This is a genomic window from Synechococcus sp. R8-2, from assembly GCF_047461715.1.
GTDB lineage: Bacteria > Cyanobacteriota > Cyanobacteriia > Thermostichales > Thermostichaceae > Thermostichus.
Window position 1 is genome coordinate 1 of record NZ_JANSHQ010000038.1, and the last position, 6,311, is coordinate 6,311.

Consider the following 6,311-nt stretch of genomic DNA (forward strand, 5'->3'; position numbering starts at 1 on the left):
TTGACTAGAGTCATGCTCCCCCCAAGATCAGCAGGGCTAATCCGCCAAACATCCAATTCATCCAAGCTTGAACTTCCATGGGGGAGCTCTCCAGAATACGAGAATCCATTGGGCAGTTTTATCCTACATCTGGAGAAACGGTGCCCAGCAGCTACTGATTGGCTCGGTAAAGCAACCCCAGCCCTACGGCGGCACAGATCAAGTTGGGCAACCAAGCCGCCATTGCTGGCCCCAGCGTCCCAATTTGTCCCAGCGCCTGGGTGATGAACAGCAGCACATAGAAGGCAAAGATAATCAGCACACTGATGCCCAACCCCAAAGAGGAACCGGTGCGCTGCGGGCGCAGCCCCAAAGGCACCCCAATCAGGGTAAACGCCAGACACGCGAAAGGAATGGCATACTTTTGGTTGAGGCTGACCTGTAGACGACGCACCCGTTGCAGATCGCCAGAGCTGGCGATCACCTCGATGTAATGCTTCAGCTCCCGAATGTTCATTTCCTCAGGGCTGCGAATCTCCTGAGCCAGCTCCAGCGGCGCGCGAGGCAGACGCAACTCCTGCCGGCTGAAGGTGGCAATGTTGCTGTAGGTGCCATCCGGAGAAACGATGTAGTTGGTGCCATCCTCAAACACCCAAAGATTCTCTTGGGGATCCCAGCGCCCCCGCTGGGCCAGCAGAATTTGGTTGAGCGCCTCGTTGGAAAAATCCAGGACGATAATGCCGCGCATTTGCTTTCCATCGAAGCTGCGGGCGTAGAACTGACGGGTTAGCCCTTGTCGCCGGGAAAAGGTGCCGTCCGGCTCAGGCATGAGGATCTCGCCAAATTCTTGGTAGAGGATATTCTCCCGCCGGAAGTCCGGATCCCGATTTAAAGCTCGATTCAAAGTCGTGGCCGCTTGGCGATTGCTCACCGGCACCACCAGCTCATTGAACAGAAACGTTAACGTCGTCACCAGCAAGCTGAGGACGAGGGCAGGCACCATGAGGCGGTAAAGGCTCACCCCGCATCCGCGCAAGGCCGTGATCTCGTTGTCGGCAGACAAGCGCCCATAGGCCAGCAACGTCGCCAGCAACATGGACATCGGGAACGTCAAAACGATGATCCCCGGCGCCCGCAGCACGAACACCTGCAAGGCTGCTGAAATCGATAACCCTGCCTCCACCACCAGGCGCACCAGCTCGAACAGGGATCCCACCGCCATCACCAAGGTTGTGAAAGCTCCCACCCCAAAGAGAAACGGCAGCAGCATCTCCGAGAGGACATAGCGATCCATCAGGCCCACCGCGCAAACGAGGGAGAGCCTGTGGTCAGGCCGCTCGCGGGAACGGGCAGGAGGGAGAGAATGAAGTTTCACGCAACCCAAGGAAGTAGTAGGCAGGACAGCCGAAGGCTGTTAACGACTCTAGACCGGAACACTGGGCAATGAAAGGCTATCGCCTTCCTTTCTCAACCTAACCCGCCTATGATCGACCCCAAGTAAGCTCAGGCATAGAATTGGGCCGGGTTTGTCTTGGGAAGACTTTCGACATGGTTTCCTCCTCTTCCCCCTCCTGCAATCTTAGGAGTTTGCTGGAGCGGCTCCTGGAGCTGCGGCAGCAGGTTGTAGAGGGATCCCAGAAATACTTGGCCGCTTGGGGCTGCCTTACGAGCCCTCCTGCGGCCATCCACAACCTGGCGCGCTACCTGGCGCTGCGCCAACAGGATCTGCGCAGCTTGCAACTGGAGCTGGCGGCTGCGGGGCTGTCCTCGCTGGGGCGCTGTGAGTCGCGGGTTCTGGAGAGCCTGGATGCGGTGATTGCTATTTTGGCAGCCACCCAGGGTTTGACCCATACGGCACCCAGCTATGAAGAGTTTTACGCCGGGGATACGGCACTAGAGCAGCACGCCGAGGCGCTGTTTGGCCCCCCTTCTCCCCATCGCCGCGCGCGCATCATGGTGACCCTGCCCAGCGAAGCCGCCGAGCAGCCGGAGCTGTTGCTGCAGTTGTTGGAGCGGGGCATGAACGTGGCCCGCATCAACTGCGCCCACGACGAGCCCTCGGTGTGGGAGAAAATGGTGGCCCACTTGCGCCAGGCCGAAGCCCAGACCCAACGGCGTTGCAAGATTTTGCTGGACCTGGCCGGCCCCAAGATCCGCACCGGCCCAGTGGCCATGCCCCCCGGCAAAACCAAGGTGTACCGCGGGGATCGCATCCTGCTCACCGCGAAGGTTCCTGAGGCCAGCGCCGATATCTCCTGCCAGGTGACCTGCAGCCTGCCGGAGGTTTTGGCGCACCTGCAAGTGGGGGCAACCGTTTGGATCGACGACGGCAAAATCGGCGCCCGCGTGGTAAGGATCGAGCCGGCAGGCGTGGTGCTGGAGGTGGACAAAGTTGCCCCTCAGGGCAAGAAGTTGCGAGCAGAAAAAGGCCTCAATTTTCCTGACAGTCAGCTCCAGATCCGTTCCCTTACCGACAAAGACTGCCAAGACCTGGACTTTGTGGTGCGGCATGCCGACTTGGTGGGCTATTCCTTCGTCCAGCAGCCCGCGGACTTGCAGTTGCTGGTTTCTGAGCTGGAGCGGCGGCAGGCTCGCCCCGATCTGGGCTTGATCCTCAAGATGGAAACGCAGCGGGCGGTGAAAAACCTGCCGGCCTTGATCGCGACCGTTGCCGGCTGCCGGCCCCTGGGGGTGATGATTGCCCGCGGCGACCTGGCTGTGGAAATGGGTTGGCTGCGCTTAGGCGAGATCCAAGAGGAACTCCTGTGGATTTGTGAGGCAGCCCGCGTGCCGGTGGTTTGGGCTACCCAGGTGCTGGATCAGCTCACCAAGGAGGGCTTGCCCTCGCGGCCTGAGCTTTCCGATGCGGTGATGTCTGCCCGCGCCGAATGTGTGATGCTCAACAAGGGCCCCTACCTGCTGGAGGCGGTTGCCCTCCTGGACGAGCTGCTGGCTCGGATGCAGACCCACCAGCACAAGAAAAGCCAACGCCTGCGAGCTCTGTACTCCTGGAGGTGACCTGGAGCTGCCCTAGAGACGGAACTTCTCCCCCAGGTAATACTTGCGCACCAAGGGATCCGCCGCCAGCTCCGCCGCCGTGCCCTTGGCCAAAATGGCCCCGTCGTTGAGGATATAGGCCCGGTCGGTGATCTCCAGCGTCTCCCGCACGTTGTGGTCAGTAATCAAAACACCGATGCCCCGTTGCTTGAGCTTGGCCACCACCTCCTGAATATCCGCCACCGCGATGGGATCCACCCCCGCAAAGGGCTCATCCAGCAGCAGAAATTTCGGCCCGTGGATCCCAGCGGCCAAGGCACGGGCGATCTCCGCTCGGCGACGCTCCCCCCCCGATACCTGCAGGCCCAGGCTGTGGGCCACGTGGGCGATGCGAAACTCCTCCAGCAGTTGGTTGAGCCGCTGCTGCCAGAGGCGGCGAGGCACCCCCGTTTGCTCCATGATCAGCAGCAGGTTGTCTTGGATGCTGAGGCGACGAAAAATACTCGGCTCCTGGGCCAGGTAGCCGATCCCCAATTGGGCCCGGCGATGCATGGGCAGGTGGGTGATGTCTTGGTCATCCAACCAGACATGGCCGCGGTTGGGCTGGATCAGGCCGGTCATGATGTAGAACGTGGTGGTTTTCCCCGCCCCATTGGGGCCCAGGAGCCCCACGATTTCCCCCTGCTGAATGTTCAGGCTAACGTCGCTCACCACCTCACGGCGGCCATAGCGCTTACAGATGTTTTCTAAGTAGATCTGCATAGGGCCGGCACAGGGCTGCTGATCAATGCTTACTGATTCTGTAGGGCTGATTCTCTCCAACCGACAGGGATCCCGGCTGCCGCAGCGCACAGGCTACTTCCTCAAAGATGCCCCAAACCCCGCCCACAATCCAGGGGAGTGTAGGCAAAGTGGATCCCTCTCAAGCCAACTGGAGGGATCCTTAATGGGGTTCTCATATAGCTCACGGCAACTGCTCGCCCCCCTCAAAATGGGATCATTTCACTAGGGGATCCCTGGCCTTCCCATGCTTCGCTGCCCAGCTTGCTACTGGCTCAACTCCAACTCCGATTATCGCTGTCGTCGCTGTGGGCACTTTTTGCGCCATCGCCCGCTTCCTGTTGCCGAGAAACTCAACCCAAGAAGGCCAACAACCAGCCCTGCCGGCTGGCGGGAAATCCGCTGGGATCGCGTCCTGACTTCCTCGGCAATACTCGGGGTTTTGGTGGGGTTGGGGCAACTGTCTTGGCATTGGGTGCAGCCGCTGCTCAAAGATCCACCCCTTCCCAGTGTTGGCAACGGCCCGGCAGCTTCGGGACGATAGGACTCCAAACGTCATCCCGCCCTGAGAGAGCCTGCTATCAGGTGGGCCAGACAGACCTGCGGAGTGGCCGAAGCCAGAAGATGCCACTATCATGTGACCAGCGCAGAACCATCCCCCTCTGCTGTGTCCCTTCACGTAAACCTTCAAAATTGTGAGGCTTGGTAACCATGAACCTCAATCTCAAAGTTCCCGCCATTTGGGCACTACTGGCCACGGCAGCCTTGGCTTCCTCTGCCGCAGCCACAACCTACAACTCTTGTTTTATGCGCTACCTCATGGCTTCCCGCACCTGTCCCAACTGCCGCCTGGGATCCATTGAGCTGAGCAATCTGGATTTGGCGGAGGCCAATTTCAGCGGTTCCGATCTCATCGAGGCCAATCTGGAGCGCACCATCTTGACGGGCGCCGATCTCAGCCAGTCTTACCTGGTGGGGGCCAATTTGCGGCGGGCTCAATTGGGGGGAGCCAACCTGAGTGGCGCTTACCTGGAGGGGGCAGACTTGCGGGGGGCCAACCTGCGGGGGGCCGATCTCTCTTCTGCATCCCTGTACGGCGCCGACTTGCGGGGGGCCGATCTACGCGACGCCAACCTGGTTGGGGCTGACCTGCGCTTTGCTCGCACCTGGGGCGCACGCCTGCAGGGTGCCGTTCGGGAATAGTGCCAAAGGCCGAAGCCAGCTTCCCCTCTCCCTCTCTGGGAGAGGGACTAATGAATAACGCGTACTAATTGCGTAATGCGGATGGCGAGACTCGAACTCGCAAGGCAAAGCCACACGCCCCTCAAACGTGCGCGTATACCAATTCCGCCACATCCGCTTCCGAGCCTAACCATCATAGCGACAGAGGGGTGGAGTTGTTAAGGGCATTGGCCATTTTGCAGCTATGGCTTGTCCTGCCTCGGCAAAGTTAAGGCAACTCCACCGACGTGGGCTTGGAAGCGTGGGGCAGTCCCCACCCCAACTTCTCTCGCATAACCCGGAAAAATTCCGGTCGGCGCAGGCGCATCAAATCTGTCCAATAGGGGGCACGTACCACCCGAATCTGGTCTTCCGGCATGATGTAGCAGCCGGCATTTCCATCTACCACCAAAACCAGTGGCTGAGGGGTAACGGGGCTAATCCATACCTCCTCCGAATCGGGGAAGACCAAGGCCCGCGACGCCATGGAATGGGGGCAGATGGGAATCAGCTGCAAAACCGGCACCCCCGGTGTGATCACCGGCCCACCCGCCGAGAGGGCATAGGCCGTCGAGCCGGTGGGAGTAGCCAAGATGACTCCGTCGGCAGCCACATCCAGAGGTGAGTGATCCCCGATGGTGATCTCGAAGTGGCACATGCTGGTCAAAGGCTCGCGGTGCAACACCATCTCGTTTAAGCTCAAGACCTCCCAGCGCAATTCTTGCCCTCGGTAGGCTTGCACCAGCAACATGCTGCGGCGATCCAGGGTGTATTCCCCGGCAATGGCGGCACTGGCTGCCTCTTCTAGGTGAGGAAGGTAGGTCTCCGTCAGAAAGCCCAGATGGCCCGTATTCACCGCCAACAAGGGGATCCCTTTGGGGGCCAGTTGCCGTGCTGCTGCCAAGACGGTGCCATCTCCCCCCAACACCACCGCAAACTTCATGGTTTGATCAAATCCAGCCGGGGCCAGGCTATCTACTTTGGTCAGGCAGATGGGGCTGTCGGGCTTGGCATAACCGAGGATACCGCCCCAGTTGGGGGCCACACAGACTTCCCAGCCCTGCTCCTGAAACCAGCGGGCTAGGGTTTCGCTGCTGCGTTTGGCGGCGGGTTTGGCGTCGTTGTAGAGGATCCCGGCTTTGGGCTTGGTCATGGGCAATGGGAAGGCAGAGGTGCCAAAACTCTATCAGTTCTGCAGGCCCCTCTGCTGGCCAGGTGATCCATTCCACAATTTCTGCCAGCAGACTTCGCTGATACATTGACGCTGAACAAGACGGGTAGCTTGCACGGCGAGGCCATACACTGCTGCCCGGGGCTGCAGCGATTGCATCCTG

General features: G+C 60.1%; 6 protein-coding genes and 1 tRNA gene. 3 read left to right on the forward strand and 4 right to left on the reverse strand.

Annotated elements, in window-relative coordinates:
* Positions 1-151: 151 nt before the first annotated feature.
* Complete coding sequence (locus NW819_RS01015) at positions 152-1,273, reverse strand: LptF/LptG family permease (protein WP_414350079.1); 1,122 nt, start codon at positions 1,271-1,273, stop codon at positions 152-154.
* A gap of 293 nt (positions 1,274-1,566) precedes the next feature.
* Here NW819_RS01015 and NW819_RS01020 point away from each other — a divergent pair, with 293 nt between their 5' ends.
* Positions 1,567-2,997: a pyruvate kinase gene (locus tag NW819_RS01020; protein ID WP_414412628.1), complete on the forward strand. Its 1,431-nt coding sequence runs from the start codon at positions 1,567-1,569 to the stop codon at positions 2,995-2,997.
* A 12-nt stretch (positions 2,998-3,009) separates the two neighbouring features.
* On the opposite strand, the gene lptB is transcribed toward NW819_RS01020, so the two are convergent.
* Positions 3,010-3,738 carry an LPS export ABC transporter ATP-binding protein gene (gene lptB, locus NW819_RS01025; RefSeq protein ID WP_011433949.1) on the reverse strand — a complete coding sequence of 243 codons (729 nt, stop codon included), beginning with the start codon at positions 3,736-3,738 and terminating at the stop codon, positions 3,010-3,012.
* A 265-nt stretch (positions 3,739-4,003) separates the two neighbouring features.
* Between lptB and NW819_RS01030 the strand changes: the two genes are divergently transcribed.
* Positions 4,004-4,300, forward strand: a complete 297-nt coding sequence (locus tag NW819_RS01030) for a hypothetical protein (protein ID WP_011433947.1) — start codon at positions 4,004-4,006, stop codon at positions 4,298-4,300.
* Positions 4,301-4,467: 167 nt separating this feature from the next.
* Positions 4,468-4,959 carry a pentapeptide repeat-containing protein gene (locus NW819_RS01035; protein ID WP_041436730.1) on the forward strand — a complete coding sequence of 164 codons (492 nt, stop codon included), beginning with the start codon at positions 4,468-4,470 and terminating at the stop codon, positions 4,957-4,959.
* A 76-nt stretch (positions 4,960-5,035) separates the two neighbouring features.
* Here NW819_RS01035 and NW819_RS01040 read toward each other — a convergent pair.
* Positions 5,036-5,116 (reverse strand) — tRNA-Leu (locus NW819_RS01040).
* A gap of 90 nt (positions 5,117-5,206) precedes the next feature.
* Entirely contained in the window at positions 5,207-6,130 is a 924-nt protein-coding gene (locus NW819_RS01045) for an NAD(+) kinase (protein WP_011433945.1), read from the reverse strand.
* Positions 6,131-6,311 lie beyond the last annotated feature (181 nt).

Bases quoted from the DNA above. Each gene is read 5' to 3' on its own strand.
- NW819_RS01015 (WP_414350079.1), bottom strand. From the start codon at position 1,273: ATGGATCGCTATGTCCTCTCGGAGATGCTGCTGCCGTTTCTCTTTGGG.
- NW819_RS01035 (WP_041436730.1), top strand. From the start codon at position 4,468: ATGAACCTCAATCTCAAAGTTCCCGCCATTTGGGCACTACTGGCCACG.
- NW819_RS01030 (WP_011433947.1), top strand. From the start codon at position 4,004: ATGCTTCGCTGCCCAGCTTGCTACTGGCTCAACTCCAACTCCGATTAT.
- NW819_RS01045 (WP_011433945.1), bottom strand. From the start codon at position 6,130: ATGACCAAGCCCAAAGCCGGGATCCTCTACAACGACGCCAAACCCGCC.
- lptB (WP_011433949.1), bottom strand. From the start codon at position 3,738: ATGCAGATCTACTTAGAAAACATCTGTAAGCGCTATGGCCGCCGTGAG.